Annotated in this window: 25 protein-coding genes; 14 read left to right on the forward strand and 11 right to left on the reverse strand. The window is 35.6% G+C overall.

Annotated features, from left to right (window positions below; all coding sequences use genetic code 11):
* Nucleotides 1–119: 119 nt before the first annotated feature.
* Together mnmD and ACEN25_RS11840 are read right to left on the reverse strand one after the other, a co-directional pair.
* Nucleotides 120–797 carry a tRNA (5-methylaminomethyl-2-thiouridine)(34)-methyltransferase MnmD gene (gene mnmD, locus ACEN25_RS11835; RefSeq protein WP_441803104.1) on the reverse strand — a complete coding sequence of 226 codons (678 nt, stop codon included), beginning with the start codon at nucleotides 795–797 and terminating at the stop codon, nucleotides 120–122.
* Between the two features lies 1 nt (nucleotide 798).
* Nucleotides 799–1311, reverse strand: coding sequence for a DUF4920 domain-containing protein (locus ACEN25_RS11840; protein ID WP_028377681.1), 513 nt, complete (start codon nucleotides 1309–1311; stop codon nucleotides 799–801).
* Nucleotides 1312–1404: 93 nt separating this feature from the next.
* On the opposite strand from ACEN25_RS11840, the gene ACEN25_RS11845 reads away from it, so the two are divergent.
* The 3 genes from ACEN25_RS11845 (at nucleotide 1405) to ACEN25_RS11855 (ending at nucleotide 3835) form a co-directional block, all read left to right on the forward strand.
* On the forward strand, nucleotides 1405–2484 hold the full coding sequence (locus ACEN25_RS11845) for a branched-chain amino acid aminotransferase (protein ID WP_441803105.1): 1080 nt from the start codon (nucleotides 1405–1407) through the stop codon (nucleotides 2482–2484).
* A 110-nt stretch (nucleotides 2485–2594) separates the two neighbouring features.
* Nucleotides 2595–3527, forward strand: coding sequence for a peptidylprolyl isomerase (locus ACEN25_RS11850; protein WP_441803106.1), 933 nt, complete (start codon nucleotides 2595–2597; stop codon nucleotides 3525–3527).
* A gap of 116 nt (nucleotides 3528–3643) precedes the next feature.
* Nucleotides 3644–3835 carry a 30S ribosomal protein THX gene (locus ACEN25_RS11855; RefSeq protein ID WP_441803107.1) on the forward strand — a complete coding sequence of 64 codons (192 nt, stop codon included), beginning with the start codon at nucleotides 3644–3646 and terminating at the stop codon, nucleotides 3833–3835.
* A 2-nt stretch (nucleotides 3836–3837) separates the two neighbouring features.
* Here ACEN25_RS11855 and yaaA read toward each other — a convergent pair whose 3' ends face one another.
* From yaaA to ACEN25_RS11880, 5 genes are all read right to left on the reverse strand, one after another.
* Nucleotides 3838–4602, reverse strand: coding sequence for a peroxide stress protein YaaA (gene yaaA / locus ACEN25_RS11860; protein WP_441803108.1), 765 nt, complete (start codon nucleotides 4600–4602; stop codon nucleotides 3838–3840).
* A 143-nt stretch (nucleotides 4603–4745) separates the two neighbouring features.
* Nucleotides 4746–5447 carry an ABC transporter ATP-binding protein gene (locus ACEN25_RS11865; protein ID WP_028377676.1) on the reverse strand — a complete coding sequence of 234 codons (702 nt, stop codon included), beginning with the start codon at nucleotides 5445–5447 and terminating at the stop codon, nucleotides 4746–4748.
* Between the two features lie 88 nt (nucleotides 5448–5535).
* Complete coding sequence (locus ACEN25_RS11870; protein ID WP_441803109.1) at nucleotides 5536–6303, reverse strand: O-methyltransferase; 768 nt, start codon at nucleotides 6301–6303, stop codon at nucleotides 5536–5538.
* 56 nt (nucleotides 6304–6359) lie between these two features.
* Nucleotides 6360–8234, reverse strand: coding sequence for an ABC-F family ATP-binding cassette domain-containing protein (locus ACEN25_RS11875; RefSeq protein ID WP_441803240.1), 1875 nt, complete (start codon nucleotides 8232–8234; stop codon nucleotides 6360–6362).
* Between the two features lie 60 nt (nucleotides 8235–8294).
* On the reverse strand, nucleotides 8295–8681 hold the full coding sequence (locus tag ACEN25_RS11880) for a hypothetical protein (protein ID WP_441803110.1): 387 nt from the start codon (nucleotides 8679–8681) through the stop codon (nucleotides 8295–8297).
* Between the two features lie 119 nt (nucleotides 8682–8800).
* Here ACEN25_RS11880 and ACEN25_RS11885 point away from each other — a divergent pair, with 119 nt between their 5' ends.
* From ACEN25_RS11885 to ACEN25_RS11895, 3 genes are all read left to right on the forward strand, one after another.
* Nucleotides 8801–8989 (forward strand): hypothetical protein, encoded by a 189-nt coding sequence (locus tag ACEN25_RS11885; protein ID WP_028377670.1) that lies wholly within the window; start codon nucleotides 8801–8803, stop codon nucleotides 8987–8989.
* A 76-nt stretch (nucleotides 8990–9065) separates the two neighbouring features.
* Entirely contained in the window at nucleotides 9066–10121 is a 1056-nt protein-coding gene (locus ACEN25_RS11890; protein WP_441803111.1) for an SRPBCC family protein, read from the forward strand.
* 422 nt (nucleotides 10122–10543) lie between these two features.
* Nucleotides 10544–11776 carry an MFS transporter gene (locus ACEN25_RS11895; protein WP_441803112.1) on the forward strand — a complete coding sequence of 411 codons (1233 nt, stop codon included), beginning with the start codon at nucleotides 10544–10546 and terminating at the stop codon, nucleotides 11774–11776.
* Here the strand turns inward: ACEN25_RS11895 and ACEN25_RS11900 are convergent.
* Together ACEN25_RS11900 and ACEN25_RS11905 are read right to left on the reverse strand one after the other, a co-directional pair.
* Nucleotides 11766–13169, reverse strand: a complete 1404-nt coding sequence (locus tag ACEN25_RS11900; RefSeq protein WP_441803113.1) for a hypothetical protein — start codon at nucleotides 13167–13169, stop codon at nucleotides 11766–11768. The genes ACEN25_RS11895 and ACEN25_RS11900 overlap by 11 nt on opposite strands.
* 104 nt (nucleotides 13170–13273) lie before the next feature.
* Nucleotides 13274–13471, reverse strand: coding sequence for a DUF1328 domain-containing protein (locus ACEN25_RS11905; RefSeq protein WP_396510881.1), 198 nt, complete (start codon nucleotides 13469–13471; stop codon nucleotides 13274–13276).
* Between the two features lie 210 nt (nucleotides 13472–13681).
* On the opposite strand from ACEN25_RS11905, the gene lipA reads away from it, so the two are divergent.
* Genes lipA through ACEN25_RS11920 form a run of 3 tightly spaced genes read left to right on the forward strand, consistent with a single transcriptional unit; the run spans nucleotide 13682 to nucleotide 17835 of the window.
* Complete coding sequence (gene lipA, locus ACEN25_RS11910) at nucleotides 13682–14554, forward strand: lipoyl synthase (protein WP_441803114.1); 873 nt, start codon at nucleotides 13682–13684, stop codon at nucleotides 14552–14554.
* 12 nt (nucleotides 14555–14566) lie between these two features.
* Nucleotides 14567–15571 carry a type I glyceraldehyde-3-phosphate dehydrogenase gene (gene gap, locus ACEN25_RS11915; RefSeq protein WP_441803115.1) on the forward strand — a complete coding sequence of 335 codons (1005 nt, stop codon included), beginning with the start codon at nucleotides 14567–14569 and terminating at the stop codon, nucleotides 15569–15571.
* Nucleotides 15572–15615: 44 nt separating this feature from the next.
* On the forward strand, nucleotides 15616–17835 hold the full coding sequence (locus ACEN25_RS11920; protein ID WP_441803116.1) for a response regulator: 2220 nt from the start codon (nucleotides 15616–15618) through the stop codon (nucleotides 17833–17835).
* On the opposite strand, the gene lpxK is transcribed toward ACEN25_RS11920, so the two are convergent.
* Nucleotides 17825–18844, reverse strand: a complete 1020-nt coding sequence (lpxK, locus tag ACEN25_RS11925) for a tetraacyldisaccharide 4'-kinase (protein WP_441803117.1) — start codon at nucleotides 18842–18844, stop codon at nucleotides 17825–17827. The genes ACEN25_RS11920 and lpxK overlap by 11 nt on opposite strands.
* Nucleotides 18845–18975: 131 nt before the next feature.
* Here lpxK and ACEN25_RS11930 point away from each other — a divergent pair, with 131 nt between their 5' ends.
* From ACEN25_RS11930 to ACEN25_RS11945, 4 genes are all read left to right on the forward strand, one after another.
* Nucleotides 18976–20070: a Nif3-like dinuclear metal center hexameric protein gene (locus ACEN25_RS11930; RefSeq protein ID WP_441803118.1), complete on the forward strand. Its 1095-nt coding sequence runs from the start codon at nucleotides 18976–18978 to the stop codon at nucleotides 20068–20070.
* A 1-nt stretch (nucleotide 20071) separates the two neighbouring features.
* Nucleotides 20072–20851, forward strand: a complete 780-nt coding sequence (locus ACEN25_RS11935; protein WP_441803119.1) for a zinc ribbon domain-containing protein — start codon at nucleotides 20072–20074, stop codon at nucleotides 20849–20851.
* Between the two features lie 127 nt (nucleotides 20852–20978).
* Nucleotides 20979–21644 (forward strand): peptide-methionine (S)-S-oxide reductase MsrA, encoded by a 666-nt coding sequence (gene msrA, locus ACEN25_RS11940; protein ID WP_441803120.1) that lies wholly within the window; start codon nucleotides 20979–20981, stop codon nucleotides 21642–21644.
* Nucleotides 21644–22078, forward strand: coding sequence for a DUF4174 domain-containing protein (locus ACEN25_RS11945; RefSeq protein WP_441803121.1), 435 nt, complete (start codon nucleotides 21644–21646; stop codon nucleotides 22076–22078). The genes msrA and ACEN25_RS11945 overlap by 1 nt, the downstream gene beginning before the upstream one ends.
* Here the strand turns inward: ACEN25_RS11945 and ACEN25_RS11950 are convergent.
* Complete coding sequence (locus ACEN25_RS11950) at nucleotides 22075–22872, reverse strand: class I SAM-dependent methyltransferase (RefSeq protein WP_441803122.1); 798 nt, start codon at nucleotides 22870–22872, stop codon at nucleotides 22075–22077. The two genes, ACEN25_RS11945 and ACEN25_RS11950, sit on opposite strands and share 4 nt — an antisense overlap.
* Before the next feature lie 141 nt (nucleotides 22873–23013).
* On the opposite strand from ACEN25_RS11950, the gene ACEN25_RS11955 reads away from it, so the two are divergent.
* On the forward strand, nucleotides 23014–24126 hold the full coding sequence (locus ACEN25_RS11955) for an alkene reductase (protein ID WP_441803123.1): 1113 nt from the start codon (nucleotides 23014–23016) through the stop codon (nucleotides 24124–24126).
* The last annotated feature ends 35 nt before the right edge of the window (nucleotides 24127–24161 follow it).

Raw genomic sequence — 24161 nt, forward strand, 5'->3', positions numbered from 1 at the left:
CAGCTACTAAAAATACAATTGGTATTATTTTAATATTCAAAAGCACATCAACTTGTATAATATCGTGGTGGCGAAACAAACCGCAGGTCTTAGAAATTATGACATGTAATTTATAAATATTAACCCTTAATCGCCCGTAGCATTTCGCGTTTTCCAGGAGGTCCGGGAAGCCTATCTACTTTAAAACCTACCGCAAGCATCGCTCTGCGCACACTACCTTTTGCAGCATAGGTAACTAAAATACCCCCGGGTTTTAAAGCCTCATACATTTTTTGAAAAATAGCCTCTTCCCAAAGTTCGGGCTGAACACGAGCTCCAAAAGCATCAAAATAAATCAAATCGTGTTTATTCTGATCTGTTATCGTTTCAAAAGTTTGCTGTCTTTTCTTAAGTTGAAAATTAGGCGTAATTGCAGTAAAGTCTCCCCAGGCCGAAGTATGCATAGTTTCAAAAGCTGTTGCGTATGATTGTGCAGCTATAGCTTCCAGATAATTGAGTTGAGCCATCTCTTCAGAAGATATTGGGAATGCTTCAACACCTTCATACTTTAAAGGAATACTTGAATCTTCTGCGTGAATAAGAGTAAGTAAAGCGTTGAGCCCTGTCCCAAAACCAATTTCGAGTATATTTAATTGATTGAGCTCTGGTGTTTCCGCGACAGCGTAATCAAAACCCATTTTTAAAAACACGTGTTTTGCTTCCTGAACAGCCCCGTGCATAGAATGATACTGCTCATTCCACTCAGTTATTTGTATTGTAGTAGAGCCGTCTCCTGTCTTGACTATTTTCCGCTCCAAATTACTGAGCGATTTTAACGCCACTAGCTCTAAAGCTAAAAGAACGTTTAGGTGTTTTTATAGCAGCAATCTCCTCTTGTGATTTACCGGCATCTGCAGCATAATGCTGTTGCTCTTCTACAGGAGTCTCACTCACGTAAGCTACACCGTGTACCATTACATTTTTATCTTTAATGTCTTTAGGCACAAAAAAAGCATAATCTTTAAATTTAATCATTACAGGATCTGCGGCACCCACATCTACCTGCATCCAGCAACCTTTTTCCTGGCAAACTTCTTCAACATTTCCTTCAAAAGAAACATTAATAGTATCTCCCGGCTTTAAATTATTATAAATATCACCTAACTCAAAAGAAGTGAGCATTGCCTGGTTTTTAAAGTCTTCACCATAAAGTTTCATTTTAGTCAATTCTACCTCATTTGACTGGGTTTCTACAACCGTTTTTGTTGATGCTTCTTCTTTACAGGCAACTAATGCCATAACTATAAGAGCAGAAGTAAAAATTTTTTTCATAACTAAAGGTTTAATAAATGCAATGCAGCCTGTAAATTTAATCAATTCTTAAGCTTGAAGAATTGAGAAAATGATAAATTTGTGGCTATAAATATGAATATGATGACAGATACATTAAAAGTAACCAAGATCGCTGATTCTAAAATAAGTTCTGTAGACTTTAACAATCTTGCTTTTGGTACGGTCTTTACAGATCATATGTTTGTTTGCGAATATAAAAACGGAGCTTGGCAAAACCCAGAGATTAAACCCTATGGTCCTATATCTATGGATCCTTCGGCTAAGGTTTTTCATTACGGCCAGGCGGTTTTTGAAGGTATGAAAGCCTACAAAGATGATAATGGGAAAATTTTTATGTTTCGTCCAGAAGAAAACTTCAATCGTATAAATAAATCTTCAGAACGTCTGGCAATGCCGGCTTTTGATAAAGATTACTTTTTTGATGGGTTAAATACCTTATTAAATCTAGAAAGCGATTGGATTAAACCGGGTAAAGACAACTCTCTTTATTTACGCCCTTTTGTAATCGCTACAGAAAACGGTGTTTCTGCCTCACCTTCAACCGAATATAAATTTATTATTATTTGTGCTCCGGCACAGGCTTATTACAGTGGTGAAGTAAAAGTATTATTTGCAGATCACTACAGCCGTTCTGCAGATGGTGGTGTAGGTTTTGCTAAAGCTGCCGGTAACTATGCTGCGCAATTTTACCCTACTGAACTTGCTAAGCAAAAAGGCTATCAGCAGGTCGTATGGACCGATGCAAACACGCACGAATATCTAGAGGAAGCAGGTACAATGAATGTTTTCTTTAGAGTAGGCGACACTTTACTTACAGCACCTACAAGTGACCGTATTCTTGACGGTATTACACGTAAAAGTTTAATAGAACTGGCAAAAAGCGAAGGTATTAATGTTGAGGTACGTCCTGTAAAAGTTTCAGAAATTGTTGAGGCTGCAGAGAATGGCACTTTAAAAGAAATGTTTGGCGCAGGTACTGCAGCAGTTATTTCGCCAATTTCCGGCTTTACGCATAAAGATAAAGAGTTTGATTTACCTACTTTGGAAGAGCCCTATGGTGCCAGACTAAAACAACATTTAACTGCCTTACAGGCAAACCGCGCAGAAGATCCTTTTGGATGGCGTTATGAAGTACCTACGATAGCGGTATAATTGTTTTTACTGCGGAAAAATTATAGAAACCCGAAACACAGCAATGTGTTTCGGGTTTTGAGTTTCTATCAGTTAAGCGTATTTTTGCATTTCAATTTTAAAGCGAAGAGATGCAAGACGGAATATATGCCAAATTTTACACGCCAAAAGGCGAAATTCTGGTAAAATTAGAACACGAGAAAACCCCGGGAACAGTTGGAAACTTTGTAGCCCTTGCCGAAGGTGATCTTGAAAATAAAGTAAAAAATCAAGGAACTCCGTATTACGACGGACTTAAATTTCACCGTGTGATTCCAGATTTTATGATTCAGGGAGGTTGCCCTCAGGGATCAGGAACCGGAGATCCCGGTTACAAATTTGATGATGAGTTTGATGCTACATTAAAGCACGATGCACCAGGTAAATTATCTATGGCAAATTCTGGTCCCGGTACAAACGGAAGTCAGTTTTTTATCACTCATACCGCAACACCGTGGTTAGATGGTAAGCATACTGTTTTTGGAAGCGTAGTTGAAGGACAAGATGTTGTAGATGCTATCGCTCAAGGTGACAAAATGGAAAAAGTAGAAATCATACGTCAGGGTGCAGAAGCTGAAGGCTTTAATGCTGTTGAAGCTTTTAGAACTTTTGAAGGAGCTCGTGAAAAACGCATAGCAGCAGAACGTGCAGCGAAAGCAGAAGCTCTAGATAAAATAAGCGTAGGTTTTAAAGAGACTAAAAGCGGTTTACGCTACCAGATAATTCAGGAAGGTAATGGTAAAAAAGCAGAATCTGGTAAAATGGTTTCTGTACACTATAAAGGGCAATTAGCAGACGGTACTGTATTTGACTCTTCTTATAAAAGAAATCAACCCTTAGACTTTCAAGTAGGTGTGGGTCAGGTGATCGCTGGCTGGGATGAAGGTATTGGCCTTTTAAAAGTAGGTGATAAAGCACGTTTTGTTATACCATCAGACTTAGGTTATGGTAGCAGAGGTGCAGGTGGCGTTATTCCTCCTGATGCTATTTTAATATTTGATGTAGAATTGATGGATGTAAAGTAATATCTGTTATATAAATTTATAGTTTAAAGTCCTGCTAGTTGCAGGACTTTTTTTGTGCCGTTTGGCTATGGCCTCTAAATTCCGTATCTTAAAAAAGAACAACAAAAATTAACAAAATGGGAAAAGGAGATAAAAAAACAAAGCGAGGCAAAATAAACAGAGGTTCTTATGGTAATTTAAGAGCTCGTAATAAAAAGAAAAGAGCTGCTACAACTGCAGATGTACCCACAAAGCAAACAGCCGTAAAAACAAAAGAGGCTGATAATACAGCCTCAAAGAAAAAAAGTTTAGCAGATACAAAACCCTAATGCTATCTAACGAAAACCAGTTCGTTTTTATCTAAATCTGAATACTGCTCACTGAAGCCGTAATCATCATAATTAAAGCCTTTAAGGTCTTCTATGGTCTGTACATCCTTATCTATAATGTATCGCACCATAGAGCCCCGGGCTTTTTTAGCGTAAAAGGATATAATCTTAAGCTTTCCGTTTTTGTAATCCTTAAAGATTGGGGTTACAACCGGTACTTTTAATTTTTCCGTCTTAACAGATTTGAAATATTCCTGACTGGCAAGGTTTAAAAATAATTCATCCTCTTTAAGCTCGCTGTTTAAAGCATCTGTGATTTTTTCGCCCCAAAACTCATAAAGATTTTCAGCACGCCCTGAATGCAATTTAGTTCCCATCTCAAGCCGGTACGCCTGCATCAAATCTAAAGGTTTTAGAACACCATAGAGTCCACTGAGGATGCGTAAAGTATCCTGAAGTTTATCCAGTTTTTCAGTTGGTAGGGTATACGCATCAAGCCCCGTGTACACATCGCCGTCAAAGGCATAAACCGCCGGTCTTGCATTCTGTTTTGTAAAAGGAATGGTAAATTCTTTGTAGCGCTGGTAATTGAGATCTGCAAGTTTATCGCTAATACTCATAAGCTCAGAAATCTCTGCTTTTGTTTTACGCTCTAATTTTTTATTAAGTGTATTTGCCTCATCTAAAAACTGAGGCTGTGTTGCACGTGTAGTAGGCAATTTTGATTCAAAGTTTAGTGACTTTGCCGGCGAAACTACTGCTTTCATAATTTTTTTAATTTTACCAAAAATACGCATTTGCAAAAAGGTATCCGGGAGGCTTTAATAGGTTTTTAGAATAGTAGAATAGAAGATGTTAGACACCTCATTAAGAACTGAATTCCAACCTTAATAGACTAAAAAACAAATTACTAATTCTTAATAGCGACCTGCTTTCGCTCATCACTTTCAATCAAACCATCTCTAAGTCTAATCACACGATGCGCATGCTCTGCAATGTCTTCTTCGTGAGTTACTAAAATAACCGTATTTCCTGAAGCGTGTATATCATCAAAGAGTCCCATAATTTCTACCGAAGTTTTAGAATCTAGATTCCCTGTAGGTTCATCTGCGAGAATAATAGAAGGCTTATTAACTAAAGCCCTGCCTACCGCCACACGTTGACGCTGCCCACCAGAAAGTTGATTAGGTTTATGGTCCATACGGTCTGCGAGACCCACATCATTAAGAACTTCTTCTGCGCGAAGACGCCGTTCAGTTTTTGAATATCCTGCATAAACCATGGGTAATGCCACATTATCAAGAGCTGTTGTACGTGGTAATAAATTAAACGTCTGAAAAACAAAACCTATCTCCTTATTCCGCACCTCAGCAAGTTCGTCATCACTCATAGAACTAACATCTCGATTGTTAAGAATATAAGTACCTGAAGTAGGCGTATCTAAACACCCCAACAAATTCATAAGTGTAGATTTACCAGAACCTGAAGGCCCCATAATTGCCACATATTCGCCTTTATTAATCTGCAGATCAATCCCTTTTAAAACATGAACAATTTCATTTCCTAATGGAAAATCACGAGTAATATTCTTAATATCAATAAGGCTGGCCATAAAAATTTTCTTTTAAACTATAATTGGTAAAGGAAAGTTACTTGATTTTAATATATAAGTAGTCAAAAACACATTTGAGTTACATTAATTACACCCTAATCCTAAAATTTTCTTTTACCTGCTCTTTTCTAAAGAATACAAACCCCAACCAGAAACAGTCTACTGTAACCACAACTTTAGGATGATTTTTAATGTACTGCCAGGCTTCAGTCATTTCTGATGACCAGTAAATATCATCAAAAATCCAGACGGAATCATTATGTGCTGAAGGCAATAACTTTTCAAAATATTCTAAAGTTGCCTTTTTACTATGGTTTCCGTCAAAATAGATGAGGTCGTATTTTTTATCAGTTTGCTTTTCAAGAGTTTCTCTAAAATTTCCAATTACGACTTTAACATTATTAATTTGCGCCTCATTTAATTGATTTTGAGCTACACCCGCAGTTTGAGGACAACCTTCTAAAGAAATCAGGTTACCTCCTCCTAAAGCCATTCCAGCCGTTGCTAAGCCTACAGATGTACCCAACTCTAAAATGCTCTCTGATTTGAAATAAGAAACTACCCTGAAAAGTAGTTTCATTCTATTTAAAGTTGCACCTGCGTGTTTCGCAATATCTCTAACTGCTCGCTTATTGGTTTTAAAAATGCGTGAACCGACTCCAAAATCTAAGACTTCGATCTCTTCTTCGGTTTTGAAAAGTTGTTTTTGATAATCTTTAATTCTATCGTATTGAGGGTGCTTTTTTGTGTCGTAAAGACATTGTGTTACAAATTGATATACAAAAGGAGAATGTACCCCATGCTGATTTGTAGCTTTCCGAAGAAAGTTTAAATACGCCTTTATAGTATACCACATAATATGTTGCTAATCTTTTTAAAAGTCACAATATTTACTACGTAAAGAATCCTAAGTTATTCTTCCATTTTTGCACTCAATTCAAACCATCTTTCGGTAAGTGCATCTATTTTATCCTGAACTTGTTGAAGTGCGATTGAACGCTTATTAATTTCATCACCAGACAGATCTGGATTTAGAAATTCTGCTTCTTTACTTGCTTTTTCCTTTTCTAGCTTCGCAATATCTCGTTCGATACGATTGTATTCTTTTTGATCATTATAGGACAATGAAGTACTGGCTGTTTTCCAATTATCTTTAGTTGTAGCTTTTTCTTCTTTTGGCTTAGCAACTACCTCCTGCTCTACTGCCGGACCCGAGTCGTAGGCTCTAAAATCTGAATAGTTACCGGGAAAATCTTCAACTTCACCTTGCCCACGGAAAACAAAAAGGTGGTCTACAATTTTATCCATAAAGTACCTATCGTGAGACACTACCAGCAAACATCCGGGAAAATCTAAAAGAAAACTTTCGAGCACGTTTAAGGTAACTATATCCAGATCATTTGTAGGTTCATCTAATATTAAGAAGTTAGGGTTTTGTATTAAAACAGTACACAAATACAAACGTTTACGCTCTCCCCCACTCAGTTTTTCAACAAAATCATATTGCTTTTTACGGTCAAAAAGAAAACGTTCTAACAGCTGACCTGCCGAAATTTGTCTTCCTTTTTTAAGTGGAATATAATCTCCAAACTCCTTAATTACATCAATAACCTTTTGACCGGGCTTAATAACAATACCTTTTTGAGTGTAATAGCCAAATTGTATGGTCTCTCCCACTACCAGTTTGCCGCTATCTGGAGGAATACTCCCTGTTAATACATTAAGAAAGGTAGATTTTCCGGTACCATTTTTACCTATAATCCCAATACGCTCTCCACGCTGAAAATTATAATCGAATCCATCAAGAATTACACGCTCTTTAAAGGATTTAGAAACTTTGTGAAACTCTACAATTTTGCTTCCTAAACGCTCCATATTGAGCTCTAACTGAACCTCGTGGTCATTACGCCTTTTTGAAGCTCTATCTTTTATTTCGGCAAAATCATCTATTCTTGATTTTGACTTGGTAGTACGCGCTTTAGGTTGGCGACGCATCCATTCTAATTCTTTTTTGAAGAGTTGTTTTGCTTTACCGGTTTCGGTTTCTTCTGTTGCTATACGAGCTTCACGTTTCTCTAGATAATAGGCATAATTACCTTTATAACTATAAAGCTTACCTTCGTCTAATTCTATAATTTCGTTACACACACGTTCTAAAAAGTAGCGGTCGTGAGTAACCATAAATAAGGTGAAATTCTCTTTTGCAAAAAACTGTTCAAGCCACTCTATCATCTCTAAATCTAAGTGGTTTGTTGGCTCATCAAGAATGAGTAAATCTGGTTTACTCAATAGCATATTGGCAAGTGCCAAGCGCTTTTTCTGCCCACCACTTAATTTCTCTACTTTACGATCTAAGTCGTCTAACTTAAGCTGAAATAAAATTTGCTTGTACTGCGTTTCAAAATCCCAGGCTTGATGCACTTCCATTTGATCAAATGCCTTTTGATACGCATCACCATCATCCATATTCTGCAGCGCATGCTCGTAATCTGAAATAACTTTCAAAATCTCATTATCACTATCAAAGATGGTTTCTTCAACAGTTAATGTAGGGTCAAGGTTAGGCTCCTGCGGAAGAAAAGCTACTTTAATACCTTTACGAAAAATCACCTGACCACTGTCTGGATTTTCAGCCCCTGCTAAAATATCTAACATAGAAGTTTTACCGGTACCGTTTTTAGCTACCAGACCTATCTTCTGCCCCTCATTGATACCAAATGATAAATCATTAAACAATACTTTTTCTCCAAAAGCTTTAGCGATAGATTCTACCGAAACATAATTAATTGCACTCATAGGCTGCGAATTTAGCCTTTAAAAACGGAGAATAAAACTCATTTGAATCGATTACTTGTTGAGTATTTCTTTAATGTTAGGTTTAAAATAGTTTGGTCCTTTGAGCACTTTCCCATCTTCTCTATAAATAGGCTTTCCATTAGCGCCTAACTTACTCATATTACTACGCTGTATTTCATTAAAAACTTCTTCTATTTTATACTGCATACCGTGCTCGAGTATGGTGCCACATAGTATATAAAGCATATCACCTAAAGCATCTGCGACTTCAATTAAATCATTTGCCTGCGCAGCTTCGAGATACTCTTCATTTTCTTCCTTCATTAGGTTAAATCGAAGCATGTTTTTTTGTTCACCTAAATCTGCTTTAGGCTCATCATTAATTCCTAAACCAAATGCGCTATGAAATTCGTGTACTGCAGCTAATTTTTTTTTCATCTCTATTTCTGTTATAAAGGCTTAATTTTGATTCACTAATACAACATACTCGATGAGTAAGCTAAGTTTAGTGCTTAAAAACAAAATTAAACTTAGTAGATTGTTTAAAATAATTTAAAATGTTCAGTACCGGTCAATTAATTTTTGCAGCACTCTTTTTTGTAGCATTTATCGCATTTGTGTTTATGAGCTATCGCAAAGATAACAAGCTGCATAAAAAAGAATATAAGGGCAGTTATTGGATTTTAATTGGTTTTGTAGGTTTTGTACTTATCCTATTTGCTATAAAATATTATTTAAAGGAATAAGAACCAATGTAGTAATCTCTTAATAATTAAATATCAAATCATATTTAATTGTTAAATTTGAATTCAAACCCGCTAAATGAAAATTTTAAAATATTTATTCTTTCTCCTGCTAATCCTATTTATTGCAGGAGCTATTTTTTTTGCAACTAAAGACGGCAACTACGAGATTGAAGAGACTCAAATAATAAAAGCTCCTATAGATCTGGTCTTTAATAAAGTTAATGATTATAAATCCTGGGAACACTGGGGACCCTGGAAAAAAGAAGATCCTACAATGGTCTTTAACTATCCCGAAAAAACAAGCGGTGAAGGTGCTAGCTACAGTTGGAATGGCGAAGAAGTTGACGGTTCTATGCGAACAACTTCAGTTATAGAGAATCAACGATTAGAACAGGACATAACATTTATAACACCTGCGGGTGAACGTAATGCTCATGTCTATTGGCAGTTTGAGGAAGTAGACGGCGGCACTAAAGTTACCTGGGGCATTAGGGGTGAACATACTTTAATGGATAAAGCGTACTTCACCTTAATGAGTTACGATTTTGACGCAGATATGCGTACGATGTATAAATCTGGCTTAACTTCTTTAGACGAGAGTGTTTTAGAAGATATGCAGGTTTATACTATTAAGACAGATGGAATCACACAATACAGCGGCGGGTTCTACATGTATGTAACCACATCTACTACCATTGATGCAGCCCGTGGAAAAATAAAAGAAATGATTCCGCAGGTACACAGATATATGGAAGGAAATAATATTACTATTTCAGGAAAGCCCTTAACCATCTATAATTCAAAAGATATAAACAATAATAGCGCTATTATTTCTAGTGGAATACCTACAACTTCACAGATAATAGTTGCAGAAGACAGCACCATTCTTTGTGGATTTATGCCCTCCTACAGCGTCATTAAGACCACTTTAAAAGGAGATTATAAAAATTTAAAAGAAGCCTGGAATGCTACTGAAGCATATTTAGTAAAAAACAACTTTACGCCTGCACAAAACAGTTATCCTTTTGAAATTTATGTAGTAGGACCTGAAGACAACCCTAACCCGGCAGACTGGATTACAGAACTTTACATACCTGTAACTATAGAAGATACCCTTCCGGAAAGTTTATAAAAACAATTAATACTGATATTTAAAGGTGGTGCTAGAAAGCACGCAACAAAATCTACGGGAAAGTGGCAAAATAACCGGAAGTTTTGCCACTAATATATTAGGGTTGTCAACAGTTTTTATACAAACCTGACTTTCAAAACTTCTTTAATCTTAAAACTGAAATTTTTTCAGCTCTTTTTGGAGTTTATCAAAACAATTGAATTAGTTTTATTCTAGAAATTAAAATTTCTTTAAAAAGTATTTTAACTAGAATATTCCACAAAGGGAATAATACTTATGAAAAATTACAACACACAGTATTCACACACAATTGAGGTCTTATTGACCCTGCCTGATATTTTGTGTTAACTATACAAGTTATTCTATTATAAACACGAAAGTCTGGCCTCTAAAACGCCAGACTTTTTTTATGCTTATTTTTTATGTTTAGTCTGTTTTCTTCATACCTCAACACCTTTAAAGGACTTTCAAAAGAAGTATGGTGGCTTGCACTCATTACACTGGTTAATCGTGCAGGTGCAATGGTGATTCCTTTTTTATCGCTTTACCTAAAAGATGACTTGCAGTTTAGCTTATCTGATGTAGGCTGGGTGATGACCTGCTTTGGATTTGGTTCACTTGCAGGGTCGTGGTTAGGAGGTCTCCTTTCTGACAAAATAGGGTTTTATAAAACTATATTGTTAAGTCTTGTAAGCACAGGACTAGGTTTCTTCTGTCTTCAGTTTATAACCGGGTTTTGGGCAATATGCTTCGGATTTTTCACCTTAATTGCAATTGCAGATCTCTCAAGACCTGCCTTCTTTGTAGCATTAAGTGCTTATAGTAAACCTGAAAATAAAACCCGATCATTAACTCTAATTCGCCTGGCTATAAACCTGGGTTTTTCTGCAGGCCCTGCCATTGGCGGACTCATAATTGCAGGAATAGGCTATTACGGATTATTCTGGGTAGATGGAGTAACCTGTATTCTTGCAGGCTTCATACTTATAAAAACTTTAAATCCTAAAAAAGCTAAAGTTACCGATGAAGAAAAATTAATAGAAAATCCGCTTTCTCCATATAAAGATAGGCTGTACCTTATTTTTCTGATAGCTCTTGCACTATTTGGGGTCGTATTCGTACAATATTTTTCAACGGTTCCTCTATTTTATAAAGAGATAAAAGGGCTTTCTGAATCTCAAATAGGCTTACTACTTGGGTTAAATGGTCTTGTTATTTTTCTGTTTGAAATGCCTTTAATTGCATTTGCAGAACGCAGAGGCTGGTCTCAAATATCTAGCGTGATAGGTGGTTTGCTGCTTACCGGTATTAGTTTTGGTTTTTTCTTTGTTAATGGTTATAACAGCGCTTTAATATTAGGAATGATCGTTGCCACTTTAGGGGAAATGATTGCATTTCCATTTGGCAATGCTCTGGCATTACGCAGAGCTAAATTAGGTAGACAAGGAGCGTATATGGGATTGTACAGTATGTCATTTTCATTATCTCATATATTTGGCCACAATACAGGTATGCAGCTGGTAAACAAGTTTGGTTACGACAGTACGTGGTTATTTATGGGAGGTGTCACATTACTTGCATTAGTACTTCTTTTATATGTAAAAAACATACTTGCCAAAGAGAAAATTCAAACTCTTGACTTATCTAAAATTTAGCTTTCCCTAAATAAGATTTAATTAGTTGATTATAAATGGGCTTAATTTTTAAGGTTGTCGTTTGCGGAATTTCGTAAAGCGCATCGTAATCTGTAAACCCCTGCTTTAATAATTCTTCTAAATAAAAGTAGGCAGTGTTATCGTCATTATCTTGTGCAGATAAACTTATAATATTAAGATAAGCCTGATAATCCTTACTATCAAGCATGGTCATTAATACGTTTCCAAAAATACGTTGCGCTAAAAGAGACACTTTATTTAATGTCAGAAAATCTTCAACAGTGTAATCTATATAGCCTAACATGCGTTTTGCTACTTTTTGTTCATTAGGTTTATCTGAGTCATTTGATGCATTTTTAAATTCATTAATTCGACTATCCCAATAGCCAAGATTCTCAAAATTCGCTGCAACAATATCAGATTCTAAAAAATATTCAATATCATCTAACAGTAACAATTCCTCTAAATTACCAGATCTGTCTAATCGTTTAGCAGTTTTATAAGACTCTGTTTTTCTAAGACTTTTATAAAAATTCTTAATTGCATCAAGATCTACCTTTCTGCGATAATCTCTTTTTAAGTCTAAACTAAGATCATAAGCAGTCAAATACTCTTTATTCAATACCAGACTTTTTAGTCCGTTTAGATCATTTTGGTACCGCTTTTCCCATAGTGTATCAGAAATCTTTAGATTAATATTATCTACTTGAATATGATTTAATCTATTCAATAAAACCCCTATAAAACTTGCTCCTGGCCATTCTCCAGAATTTGAATACGTATATAACTCATTTGAAGAATTAAAACTTTTCATCATTCTAAAATAATCTGCCATTTGGTAATAGTTAGGTGAAGACTTCCCCACTACTCCTATAACATTATTTTTTCGTGACTGCGCAATATATTGATCTGCAAAATATACATCATCTACTAAAAGAATACCTGCTGTATTTTTAAGCAAATACGATAAGGCACTTGTTGCTTTTGCCCCAGCTCCTAAACCGGCAATATAAATCTGTGAAGGTTCTAGCGCAACTTTTGCAAAGACATCGCGCATTATGGTTATGGCATTATTTGCATTGTAATCAAGACTATCTAAGTTATTACTCATCTTAAAATTATTTGAGACCACTACATAGTCTTCTCCTGCAATAGCAGAAACAAATAACCGGGAAGCCCGCATACCATCACCATTAGGATCAAAAATGAATAAGCCTTTAACAGGCTTGGTCGCTATAAAATTTTGCGGTATATAAATAGAATAATTTAAAGAAGTGCTATCTGTTGTAACTTCAATCTCACTTACCATACCTTTTATTAAGGTCTGATTTTGAGCAAATGAAAGTGAAGAAAATAAAATAGATACTATAACTAACGATAAAAATTTACGCATAGGTTTTTTCTAAAATAACTACAATTATTATGCTACAAATTAAGAATAAAAAAACTGCCTTATATGGGCAGTTTTTATATTTAGGAATGAAAGTATCGTTAATTCTATGATTTTACCCGTTGGGCAATTTGATCTTGATTATTTTTAAATAGAAATTTAGCAAAAAGCGAAACAACAAATAAGTCTGCAGATATTAAGAATAATACGCGTGCTGCCTCGGTAGCCCATAGATTAAAACCCCCAAAACCGTAAACCCCTGTTATAAGTGCTATAATCAAAAAAGGAAGTGTAAATCGTTTCATATGAGTGTTTTTAAGTTTAATTACCGGTGTAAAAGTATTCCGATTCTTTATTTTTTATTCACAATAAATTACTAATTGCTATAATTTTAACTACTTATCTAAACACAATCTTAACACGCAATAAAAAGCAATTCAAAAAGCGCTACAAAATCAGAGATAAGTTCATAATTCACCTACAGTTTGTATCTTTACAACAGCAAAAAAAATGGCATGATTACTGAAACGATTGCAGCACCTGTAAGAACTCCTAAACCGAAGTGGTTACGGGTAAAATTACCTACAGGTAAAAAATATACAGAACTTAGAAGTCTTGTAGATAAATACGATTTACATACAATTTGCACTTCGGGCAGTTGTCCTAATATGGGAGAATGCTGGAGTGAAGGAACGGCTACATTTATGATTTTAGGCAATGTATGTACGCGTTCTTGTGGATTTTGCGGAGTTAAAACCGGAAGACCAGATACTTTAGACTGGGAAGAACCAGAAAAAGTTGCACGTTCTATTAAGCTAATGAATATTAAGCATGCGGTTATTACTTCTGTTGATCGTGATGACTTAAAAGATATGGGTTCTATTATGTGGGCAGAAACGGTAAAAGCAATTCGTCGTATGAACCCAAATACTACTTTAGAAACTCTAATACCAGATTTTCAGGGAAATGAGCGAAATATAGACCGTATTATTGAAGTTTCTCCAGAAGTGGTATCTCACAATATGGAAACTGTAAAACGTCTTACTCGTGAAGTGCGCATACAGGCGCAATATGAGCGTAGCCTAGGAGTTTTAAAATATTTGAAAGATAATGGTATTAAACGCACCAAGTCTGGCATTATGCTTGGTTTAGGTGAAACCGAAGAGGAAGTTTTACAGGTTATGCGTGATCTTAGAAGCGCAAATGTTGATATTGTAACAATAGGTCAATACCTTCAGCCCTCTAAAAAACACTTACCTGTTAAGCAATTTATTACTCCAGATCAATTTAAAAAATATGAAGTGCTGGGTCTAGAAATGGGCTTTAGACACGTAGAAAGCGGGGCTCTAGTGCGCTCTTCATATAAAGCTCAAAAACACCTTCTTTAGTCCCTATACGTAATGTCTAAAATTAAAATTGGAATTAATGGTTTTGGCCGCATAGGCCGAAGACTGTTTCGTTTGCTATACAATCACCCGCTATTAGAGGTTGTTGCAATAAATGATCGTGCAGATGGCGCCACACTTGCGCATTTATTAAAATATGATAGTATCCACGGAATTTTTAAAAAAGACATTTCATTTTCTAGTGGAAAGTTAAGGGTTGATGATAAAGAAATTAGTCTTTATCAAATTAGTGAGCCCAAAAATATCCCATGGTTATCGCATAATCTTGATCTTGTAGTTGAGAGTACGGGCAAGTTTAAAACCTACGATTTACTTGAAAGTCATCTAGAAGCGGGTGCACCTAAAGTTATTCTAAGCGTCCCTGCAGCAGATGACCGTATCAAAACTATAGTTTTAGGTGTTAATGACAACCTAATTACGGGAGACGAATTAATTATTTCTAATGCGAGTTGCACCACTAACAATGCTGCTCCTATGATTAAAGTAGTAAACGATCTTTGTGGTGTTAAGCAAGCATATATTACCACCGTACACTCCTATACAACAGATCAAAGTTTACACGATCAACCTCACCCAGATTTAAGAAGAGCTCGTGCAGCAGGACAATCTATTGTACCCACAACAACGGGAGCTGCAAAAGCGCTTACTAAGATTTTTCCAGAACTTTCTAATGTAATTGGAGGATGTGGTATACGAGTTCCGGTTCCTAACGGTTCATTAACAGATGTCACTTTAAATGTCGCTCGAGATACAACTATCGAAGAAATAAATGAAGCATTTAAAAAAGCTTCAGAAACGTATTTGAAAGGCATTTTAGAATATACAACGGTGCCTTTAGTCTCTATAGATATTGTAGGCAACGAAAATTCCTGCATTCTTGATTCACAAATGACTTCCGTAATTGGTAATTTAGTCAAATTAATAGGTTGGTACGATAACGAGACCGGCTACTCTGCCCGAATCATAGATTTAATTATTAAAATCTCACGAAAATCTTAAAAGATCGTTCCTAATTTTGGCAAAGTGCCTATATTAGTAGCTCAATGAAGAAAAAAATGTTTTTTGACAAAAGACTAGTTGTTATCTTTTTGTTATTCTCCCTTATTTCCTTTGGTCAAAGACCAGGTAATAATGAAAATGAGCGCAACATTAAAATTGACTCTCTCATTATAGATGCTGTAAATCTAATTGGAGCTTCAAATTTTACTGAATCTGTAAAAAAACTTGAAGAAGCACGATATCTTGCTCAAAAAATTGACAATAAAAGTAGAGCTGCTACTGCCAGTCAACTTCTTAGTAATGTATATTTAAAACAAGGTGAGTTTGATAAGGCTAATATCGAAATCAGAGATGCCATCATTACTCATCAAGAACTTAAAGAGACAGATCAGCTAGGTAAAGACTACTTGTATTATTCTCAAATTTTAATCAAAACTAACGATTCACAGCGCGCGTTACCTTTTTTGCAACAGGCAGAAACGATTTTAATAGGTTCTCGCGATAAAGGGGTTACAGATGATCTGGCTTCAGCCTACCTCTATCACGGTAACATCTTGCAAGAATTAAAAAAACCGGAAGAAGCATTACCTAAATATGAGAATGCACTGGCATTGCTTCTAGATCAAAAGAAAAAAAATTATTTTGTAATTGCTCGTATCTATATTCAAAGTTCACGGGCATATGAAAGCCTGTTATCTACAGAGAAGAGTTTAGATTATGCTAAAAAAGCACACGAGTTAAGCATAAGTAATAATTTTCCGCAGATAGAGTTAGATGCTTTAGCTCTATTAAGTACTATTTACAGTAATTCTAAAGATTACGAGAAGGCATTTACCTATCTTAATACATACAATCAAAAACGTCAAACCTACTTTGGTGACAACGGATCTAATACAAAGGCATTGACTATACGCAATGCGCTTTTATCTGAGATAGATCCTGCAGATTATAATCCTGCAAGGCTGGTACAAGCCAATAAAATCACCACAGTTTTAATTATTGCTCTATTTACGATACTGTGTCTTCTGGCGCTATCGCTTTATAAAAACAACAATCTAAGAGCAAAAGCAAACGAGTTGCTACAAGCTAAAAATGCAGAATTAATTATTGCTAAAGAAAATGCAGAAAAAGCTTCTGTTGTAAAAGCGCAATTTTTATCTACAATTACACACGAGCTGCGTACACCTATGTATGCGGTGACCGGGTTAACTCATTTGTTATTAAGTGAAAATCCTACAGCTGAGCAAAAGAAACACCTGGATTCTTTAAAATTTTCTGGTGAATATTTACTCTCACTTATTAATAACATTCTTGATCTTAACAAACTCGAAGCAGATAAGGTAGAAGTAGAAATGGCAACTTTTAATCTGCGCAAACGTGTAGACGATGTGCTTTTTGCGCTAGAACGCTCTGCTCAGGAAAAAGGTAATAAACTCATATTAGAATATGATAATGCTATACCAGAACAAATTGTAGGTGATCCACTTATGATGTCTCAAATTCTAATAAATCTTATAGGGAACGGAAATAAATTTACCCGTGATGGCAGCATTTTTGTTAGAATTAATCAAATAAGTAAAAATGAAACTCAAACCTATCTTCATTTTGAAATAGAAGATACGGGTGAAGGAATCAGCAAGAAAAAACAGAAAGATATTTTTCAGAACTTCACACAGGGTTCTGTTCAAATTAACAGAAAATTTGGTGGTACTGGCTTAGGTCTCTCTATCGTAAAACGTTTATTAAACTTACAGAAGAGTAAAATAGAACTGGAAAGTACACTCGGAAAAGGATCAAAATTTTACTTTGATATTAAATATGCCCTACCATTGAGTAAAGACAAAGAACCCGAAGAACGCGTATACGAGATTGATTATGAATCTTTAAAAGGAAGAAAAATCCTCGTTGTAGAAGACAATAAAATTAATCAAATGATCACCCGTAAAATCTTAGAAAAGAATTTTATGGAATGTGATGTTGCAGATAACGGAGAGATTGCCATAGAAAAAGTAAGATTTGAAACTTATGACCTTGTTCTTATGGATATTCACATGCCGGGAATTAGCGGTATAGAAGCAACCGAAAAAATTAGAGAGTTTAATAAAGACCTTCCTATTCTCGCCTTAACCGCTGTAACTATAGATGAAAATATAGACGATTTCTATCTTGCAGGATTTAATGACATCATTCCGAAGCCTTATAAAATTGAAGAATTCTTCTCTAAAATACACAATGCTTTAAAGCGTAAAAATGTTATTCTCTAACTGAATTTGATTGTGCGAAGTTTAGAATAAGGCGATTAAATTTTTCAGTATTGCTAAGAAAATTAAAAGTAATGGGGATGTAAAATAGAGCTGCTTTATTCAGTTTCCCATTAAGTCGCACAAAATCCTTTTCGGTTGTAAGAATAACAGGATACTCATCAAGTTTTTTGAGTTCGTCATCAGAAAAATTATGATGATCTGCAAATTGAAGATGGGTGTAGCTTAAGTACTCCTTATCTAAATACTTCAAAAAAGGTTTAGGTTTAGCAATACCCGTAACTACTGTTATTTGTTTTTTATTAAACACATCCCACCTTACAACACCTGTTTTAGATTGTGGCTTTCCGTAGTTTATAGTTGCAAAATAAACGGTAGCATCAGTATATATTGAAATCTTCTTTTGTATTTCCTGTTGCTTTTCAATTGACAAATTTTGAGGACATTTAGTCACTACAACACAATCTGCTCTATCTGCTCCTTGCCTGCTTTCTCTTAAATTTCCTGCTGGTAAAACAAAATCATTGTAAAATAAATCATCAAAGGCGGTAAGCAAAATAAGCAAACCCGGCTTTACCTTTCGGTGTTGATAGACGTCATCTAAAACAATTAATTCAGGTTGTGGTAATGAATCTCGTAATCTTGAAATACCTACAACACGGTCTTCACAAACAGCAACACGTACATCTCTAAACTTTCTGGCAAATTGCAAAGGTTCGTCTCCCGTATCGCTAGCTTGTAAATCTGGAGTCACCTCAAGATATCCTTTAGTATACCTACCATATCCTCTGCTAAGTGTGGCAGTACAGTAGGTATCTTTCAATAGAGAAACAACATACTCTGTCATTGGAGATTTTCCGGTGCCTCCAGTAGATAGATTTCCTATACCTATTACAGGAAAATCATAGGAATAAGAATCAAAAACAGACTGGTCAAAAAGATAATTCCGCAAACGCGTCACCCCATCATAGGGGACAGTAAAAGGCCAGAGTATTTTACGAGCGTTCTTCACAGGCTCGAAGTTATAATTTTTATATTTACGCACCACAGGCTGAATTACGCTGTGATTTTTCCGCAGAATTGTTTGATTAACAAACTACTTTCAGCATATCGTTTTAAAAAGAATTTACAGTTTAATATATTATGATAATTAACGAAGTTATTGAAGCCTTAGAAGAGTTTGCACCTCTGGCTTATGCCGAAGATTTTGACAATGTAGGACTTCTTCTAGGAGATAAGAATAAAGAAGTTAGTGGTATTTTAGTGGCGCTAGATACCCTTGAAAAAACGGTAGATACTGCAATTGCTAAAAATTGCAACCTTATTGTAAGTTTTCATCCTATTGTTTTTAGCGGACTAAAAAAAATAACGGGTAAAAATTATGTGGAGCGTGTAGTTTTAAAAGCAATAAAAAATGATATCGCTATTTATGCGATTCACACAGCTTTAGATAATATGCCCCACGGCGTTAGTAAAGGTATGTGTGACACTTTAAATCTTATTAATAGAAAAATTCTTATTCCTAAAAAAGGGGTTATTAAAAAACTAACAACCTACGTCCCCGAAGCAGAAATTGAACACGTACGTAATGCATTGTTTAATGCCGGCGCAGGCAATATTGGCAATTATGATTCATGTAGTTTTAATACATCAGGGGTTGGTACGTTTACAGGTAATGCAAATAGCAATCCTACAAAGGGTAATCGTGGTGAATTTCAAAAAGAGAATGAAATTCAACTTCACGTAACTTTTGAGGCGCGTTTAGAATCAAAAATACTCCAGACCCTTTTTAATGCACATTCTTATGAGGAAGTCGCTTATGAAGTCACCACGCTAGATAATATAAATCAAAATATAGGAATGGGAATGCTTGGCGAACTTCCTGAAGCGATGAATGCATTGCCTTTTTTACAATTAGTCTCAAAAAACTTCAATGCTCAAGGGGTACGCCACTCGATGCTGCTCGACAAACCCATTAAAAAAGTAGCTGTTTTAGGCGGAAGCGGAAGTTTTGCCATAGATGCTGCAATTAGCTCTGGAGCAGACGCTTTGATCACCGCAGATTTAAAATACCATCAGTTTTATCAAGCTGAAAATAAACTTATACTGGTAGATATAGGTCACTATGAAAGTGAGCAATTCACAAAAAATATTCTTACTGACTTTCTTACGAAAAAATTTACTAATTTTGCAGTCGTTTTAGAAGACGAAAACACCAATCCTATTAAGTATTTATAATATGGCAAAAAAGACCGAAGCTACCGTTGAAGAAAAACTCAGAGCATTATATGATTTGCAACTGATACATTCTCGTGTTGATACCATTCGCAATGTGCGTGGTGAGCTTCCTTTAGAAGTAGAAGATCTTGAAGATGAAGTTGCAGGATTAAATACCCGACTGGAAAAACTAGGAGGTGAACTTGGTTTAATCGACGATCAGATTAAAGCTAAGAAAATTCTTATTGATGAATCAAAAGCTTCAATTAAGAAATATACTGAGCAGCAAAAGAATGTGCGCAATAACAGAGAATACAATTCTTTAAGCAAAGAGATTGAATTTCAAGAATTAGAAATTCAATTAGCTGAAAAAAATATTAGAGAATACCGTGCTCAAATTGAGCAAAAAAATGCTGTTATTGATCAGACTAAAGAACGTGTTGGAGAGCGCCAAAAGCACTTGAAACACAAAAAACAAGAACTTGATGCAATTTTAGCAGAAACTGAAAAAGAAGAACAAGCGCTTTTATCTCAAAGTGAAGCATTTGAAAATTCTATAGACGAGCGTCTTGTAAAAGCTTACAACCGCATACGTTCAAACGTACGTAATGGTCTTGCTATAGTTGCTATTGAGCGTGGTGCTTCAGGAGGATCATTCTTTACTATTCCTCCGCAAGTTCAGGTAGAAATTGCTAGCCGCAAGAAAATCATTACAGATGAGCATAGTGGTAGAATTCTTGTTGATGAAGAATTAGCTCGCGAAGAACAAGAAAAAATGGAAGCGATCTTTTCTAAGATATAAGCTTTCAACCTACAATATACTAAAAGCCTCGTTTTACGGGGCTTTTTTTATGACCTAAACCAGAGTTTAACAAGGTCTTAGCAGGAGCGTCTTTAAGATTCCGCTAATTTTATTTAAAAATTAGGTTATGAAGATTTTATCGCCGTTCTTATTCCTTCTCCTCCTATGTATTTCATGTAAAAAATCAGATACTACAGATCACGATGCGCTAATGATGCAAAAAGATCCTGTACAAACTCAAGCTGTAGATGGCTTTGAACGCGCTTATTTTGCTAGTGGTTGTTTCTGGTGTGTTGAAGCTGTCTTTGAAAGCGTAAAAGGTGTAGAAGAAGTGGTAAATGGTTATAGCGGTGGAAGTGAAAAGAATCCAACTTATGAACAGGTGAGCTATGGCAAAACCAATCATGCAGAAGCCGTTGAAGTATTTTATAATCCGCAAGTAATTTCTTATCAAACGCTAGTTAATGTGTTTTTTGCATCGCAAGACCCTACGACTTTAAACAGACAAGGTCCTGATCGCGGTCGCCAGTATAGATCTATTGCTTTTTACCAAAATGAAGATCAACATACAATTATAGAAAACACTATAAAAAGGCTAAATGCAGAATTTTATGATGGTAAAATAACAACTCAGGTAATGCCTTTCCAAAAATTCTGGAAAGCAGAAAATTACCATCAGGATTATGAACGCAACCACCCTAATGACCCGTATATCGTGGGAGTTTCTGTACCCAGACTAAATAGTTTTAAAAAGAAATATCCTGAATTATTAAAAGAAAATACCACACACTAATGACTAAAGCCGCTTTCCTACCACTATTCTTGTTTGCGTTATCTGCCACTGCTCAAGAAGATTTCTCAAAATATAAATCCCGGAATCGCATCCTGGTCTTTTCTACTACAAGCCTTCAAAATGAAAGCTTTAAAGAACAATGGGAGTTATTTAAATCAAGTTCAAAAAAGTTAGATGATCGCAATATTATTCTATTTGCGCTCTCTAAAGGGAGAATTTATGATAAAGAATTGAAAGTGATTACCTCTTACCTCATCGCTCCGCTTCGAAAAAACTATAACATTGCAGTGAATTTTGAAGGTATCACACTAATAGGAAAAGATGGCGGAGTTAAGTTTAAAAAAAATTACACTGTTGAGCCGCGTACAATTTTTGAAGTAATTGATCAAATGCCCATGCGCCAGCGCGAAATGAGACAAAATATAGACGATTAAGCCGTGGTCGCTTTTAACTCATATATAAGCGGATAAAGTTTGTCTTTGGTTTTAAAACCAGATTCTGTTTTAATAAGTTCTGGTAAAATATCATAAGGTGATGCATCGTGCTCCCTTAAAAATTCTACTTTTAAACCCGCCTCAATTAACGCATTTACGACAGTTCCCAACCCGTGATTCCAGGTGCACTCCTTACTTATCATAGGTGCTTCAGGAGCTGCATATGTGCCCTTGTATTCTTCATAAATCATTTGAGTTTCATTATAAGCATATTTTAAAACAGCAGGTTGTTTTGTATAATCAAACATCCAGACCAGCGGATGAAATTCAACCATATAAAACGTACCTCCCGGTTTTAAACAATTAGCAATCATAGCTGCCCAGGGCTTCAAGTCTGGTAACCAACCTACAACGCCGTAACTGGTGTATACAATATCAAATTTCTCATTAACCAATTGAGCTGTATCTAAAACGTTTCCGCAGAAAAAACGCGCTTCTAAGGCCAATTCCTTATTTAAACTTTTAGCTATTTCAATTGCCTTATGAGAAAAGTCAACTCCCACACATTGCGCTCCCAGCCTACTCCAACTCAAAGTATCCTGACCAAAATGACATTGCAAATGTAAAAGCGACTTACCTGCTACATCAGATAACGCACCTAACTCGTATGAATTGAGACTAGACTTACCACTTTTAAAAGCATCCAGATCATAAAAAGCACTGGCAGCGTGATAACCGGCCTTTAAATCCCAGGTTGCTTTGTTAACATTAAAATAGGAATCGTACATATTCATTTTATAAAACGTTTAACAGGAGTCCTGGTTAGGCTACCGTAATTTCATAGACTAATATAATAAGAATAAAATTTGATAACATAGATCAACCTTGTTCATACTAAGGATCTATATTTTTATTTAAAATTGAAAAAGAAAATTATGAAAACCGATCAACCTTTATTAGAATCATTTGTTTTAGGAGATATTACTTTAAAAAACAGAGTAGTTATGGCTCCTATGACACGTAGTCGCGCAGACAATCCCGGTAACGTACCTACAGATATACACGTAAAATATTATACGCAAAGAGCCGGGGCGGGATTAATTATTACCGAAGGCTCACAAGTGTCTAAACGTGCAGTAGGATACATTCACACTGCTGGTATACATACTGAAGAACAAATAGAAGGCTGGAAAAAAGTTGTAGATGCCGTTCACGCAGAAGATGGCAAAATTTTTATACAATTGTGGCACGTAGGCCGTATGTCACATCCAGATTTTCACAATGGTGAAAAACCCTTAGCTCCAAGTGCTGTAAATCCTAATGCACAAGCATATACGCAAGACGGATTTAAAGATACTGTAGCACCAAAAGAAATGACCTTAGCTGAAATTGAAGAAACACAGCAAGAGTTTGTAGATGCGGCTAAAAACGCATTAGAAGCAGGTTTTGATGGTGTTGAAATACACAGCTCAAACGGATATTTGTTTCATCAATTTTTTAACAGTAAGGCAAATTTACGTTCAGACAACTACGGTGGAAGTATAGAAAACCGTGTACGTTTTTTCTTTGAGACCTTAGATAAGGTAAAAGAAGTAGTTCCCGAGAATAAGATTGGTGTGCGTCTAAATCCATCTTTAAATGATGTTTTTGGTATTGAAGCTACAGAAGATACCATACCTACATTTGATCATATTATTGAGCGTTTAAATAACTATGATTTAGCCTATTTACACCTTTCTGAGCCATTTACAGACGTTAGCGATATAGACTTTTTAGAAACGGAAATCGCGAAGAGATACAGACCTATTTACAAGGGTAACCTAATGATTAATGGTGGTTTTACTCAAGATAAAGGAAATGAAGTTATCAAGGAAGGTAATGCAGATTTAGTAGCTTTCGGAAAATTATATATATCAAACCCAGATCTTGCAGAGCGCTTTGCCTTAAATGCCCCAATTGCAAAATGGGATGATGATACTTTTTATACACAAGGTGCAAAAGGGTATACAGATTACCCCACCTATGCTGAGCAGACTCAAGAGGCTTAATACAAATCAAAAAGTTATGTTATTTTGTTTAATGT

Origin of the sequence: Leeuwenhoekiella sp. W20_SRS_FM14 (assembly GCF_052119605.1) — a bacterium.
In the GTDB taxonomy this organism is placed as follows: Bacteria; Bacteroidota; Bacteroidia; order Flavobacteriales; family Flavobacteriaceae; genus Leeuwenhoekiella.